This is a genomic window from Nocardia sp. NPDC059764 (genome assembly GCF_042732555.1).
GTDB lineage: Bacteria > Actinomycetota > Actinomycetes > Mycobacteriales > Mycobacteriaceae > Nocardia.
Window position 1 is genome coordinate 1 of record NZ_JBHWHH010000335.1, and the last position, 2,502, is coordinate 2,502.

Annotated in this window: 3 protein-coding genes; 2 read left to right on the top strand and 1 reads right to left on the bottom strand. The window is 70.0% G+C overall.

Features of this window, described 5'->3' with window-relative positions; translation table 11 throughout:
- A complete protein-coding gene (locus tag ACFV4K_RS35390; RefSeq protein ID WP_379280651.1) occupies window positions 1–1,494 on the bottom strand; it encodes a PLP-dependent aminotransferase family protein in 1,494 nt (497 codons plus the stop codon).
- A gap of 62 nt (window positions 1,495–1,556) precedes the next feature.
- Between ACFV4K_RS35390 and ACFV4K_RS35395 the strand changes: the two genes are divergently transcribed.
- Complete coding sequence (locus tag ACFV4K_RS35395) at window positions 1,557–1,859, top strand: hypothetical protein (protein WP_379280652.1); 303 nt, start codon at window positions 1,557–1,559, stop codon at window positions 1,857–1,859.
- Window positions 1,860–1,911: 52 nt separating this feature from the next.
- Window positions 1,912–2,472, top strand: a complete 561-nt coding sequence (locus ACFV4K_RS35400; RefSeq protein ID WP_379280653.1) for a methylated-DNA--[protein]-cysteine S-methyltransferase — start codon at window positions 1,912–1,914, stop codon at window positions 2,470–2,472.
- The last annotated feature ends 30 nt before the right edge of the window (window positions 2,473–2,502 follow it).

Genomic DNA, 2,502 nt, shown 5'->3' on the forward strand with positions numbered 1-2,502 from the left:
TCAGTAGGTGATGAGCGGGGCCAGCGGGTCGGCGGCGTGCGGGGTGAGGCCCTGGTAGGCCGCGGCGATCGACTTCACCGCGACGCGGATATCGGCCTCCTCGTGAGTGAACGGGAGGCGGATGAACCGCTCGAACGCGCCCTGGACGCCGAAACGTGGTCCGGCGGCGAGCAATACGCCGTGATTGGGCGCGGTGGCGGCGAGCGCCGTCGAGACCGGAGCGGGAAGCTGGGCCCACAGGGACATGCCGCCCGCGCCGGGGGTGACCCGCCAGTCGGGGAGTTCCTCGGCGAGGGTTTCCAGCAGGACCGCGCGCCGGGAGCGGAGTTGCGCCCGGCGGGTGGGGAGGATCTCGTCCTCGTTGCGGAGCAGATGGACGGTAGCCAGCTGATCCATCACCGGGGTGCCGAGGTCGACGGTGGAGCGGGTGCCCAGCAGTTTGGTGATCAATGGCTGATTGGCGCGGACCCAGCCGACCCGCAGACCGCCCCAGAACGACTTCGACGCCGAACCGATGGTGACGATCTCCGAACCGCGGGCGAAAGCCGCCGCGGGCGGCGGGGATTCGACACCGGACAGGTTCAGGTCGCCCATCGACTCGTCCACGATCACCGTCATCCGGGTCTCGCGGGCGATGGCGGCCAGCTCGGCGCGGCCCTCCGCGTCCAGCAGATGGCCGGTGGGGTTGTTGAAGTCGGGGATCAGGTACGCCATGCTGGCGGCGGTTTGCCGTGCGGCACTGCGGATTCCGTCCAGATCCCAGCCGTCCGGGCGCATCGGGACCGGCACCGGGCGCGCGCCCACATCGCGAATCGCCTCGATGGCGTTCGGGTAGGTGGGGTGCTCGATCAGCACCCGCTCGGCCGGGGTGGTGAGCACATTGAGCAGCAGGCGCAGGCCGTGCTGCGCGCCCAGGGTGATGAGGATTTGGTCCGGTTCGGTGGGCAGGCCGCGTTCGGTGTAGCGGCGGGCCAGCGCCTCGCGCAGCATGAGCACGCCCACCGGGTCCATGCCGTGCGTGCCCAGATAGGTCGGAAGACCTTGCAGGGCAAAGGAGTACGCCTCGGTCATCTGCGGCGGGGCGGCCATGGCCGCGTAGGTCATGTCGATGGTCGGCAGTTCCGGCTGCGCCATCATGGCCAGGATGCTGCGGGCCGGCTTCGCGCCGTCGTGCACCACGGTCGGCGGCAGCGCCACCGTGCTGCGCGAACCCTGACGGCTGATCAGGTAACCGTGTTCGCGCAGTAGCGAATACGCGGAGGTGACGGTGGTGCGGCTGACCGCGAGGCTGGTGGACAGATCGCGTTCGCTGGGCAGGGCCACGCCCAGCGGGGCGCGGCCGTCGTGGATGAGCAGGCGGATGCTCTCCGCCAGGGCCACGTACGCGGGCCGCGCGGACCGTTTGCCGTTGTCCGCGGTCGCGCCCGGTTCGTCGTTACGCCACCGGCCCAGGTCGCGGGTGAGACTGGCCGCGCCGATCACTCGTGTCGCCATACAGGCCAGTATTCAGGCACTGGATATTTTCTTCAAGTCCAGGGCGAGGCCACCATGGGGTCATGGTCGCACTACTCGGTTCCTTCGTGATTGTCGCGGCGTTCGCCGGTCTCGTGTACCGGTTCGCGCCCGCACCCGGCGAGCGCTGGGGTGTGCTGCTGGAGCGGTATCGCCCGCATGCCCCCATGTCAGACTGGTCGGTCGGCGAATATGAAGCGGCCCGCCAGTATTCGGACCTCGCCGCCATCGCCTCCCTGCGCCCCGACCCGCTCTCGGAGCCCGCGCGCCGGAGGTCGGGCCGTGACGCTTCGGCTGCGGCGGCCCTGTCCACCATCCCCTGCCGCAAAGAATCAGTCCAGTTCTAGCAAACTGGCCTTTAATCTGAGTTCTGTCGGTGCCACCGTGCACACTGGCCTTATGTCCGCCCCGGTCCGCTCCCAGGCGTCGGCGGCGCTCTTCGATACCGCGATCGGCGTCTGCGCCATCGCCTGGAGCGCCACCGGCGTCCTGCGTTTCGCCCTCCCCGACCGCGACCCGGCGGCCACCCGTACCCACATCCTGCGCCGTCACCGCCGCGCCGACCTCCACGAGGCCGCCCCCACCCCCGAGATGGCCGAGGCCATCGCCCGCATCCAGGCCCATCTGACCGGCGAACTCGACGACCTTCGCTGGATCCCCGTGGACCCCACCCTCTTCAACGATTTCGACCGAGCCGTCTACGAGGTCACCCGGGCCATCGACCCCGGCCACACCCTCAACTACGGCACGGTCGCCAACCGCATCGGCGCTCCCGGCGGCGCCCAGGCTGTCGGCCAATCCTTGGGCCGCAACCCCATCCCGCTGATCATCCCGTGCCACCGAGTGCTCGCCGCAGATCACGCCCTCCACGGCTTCTCCGCCCCCGGCGGCCTCACCACCAAACAGCGCCTCCTCGAAATAGAGCGCACCCCCGGCTTCGGCGAACCCACCCTCTTCTGACCGCCTGCCCGAACGACGACGCCCGCACCG

What these genes read in the sequence shown, in the direction of transcription:
- ACFV4K_RS35390 (WP_379280651.1), bottom strand. Translation starts at nt 1,494, where the DNA reads ATGGCGACACGAGTGATCGGCGCGGCCAGTCTCACCCGCGACCTGGGC.
- ACFV4K_RS35395 (WP_379280652.1), top strand. Translation starts at nt 1,557, where the DNA reads ATGGTCGCACTACTCGGTTCCTTCGTGATTGTCGCGGCGTTCGCCGGT.
- ACFV4K_RS35400 (WP_379280653.1), top strand. Translation starts at nt 1,912, where the DNA reads ATGTCCGCCCCGGTCCGCTCCCAGGCGTCGGCGGCGCTCTTCGATACC.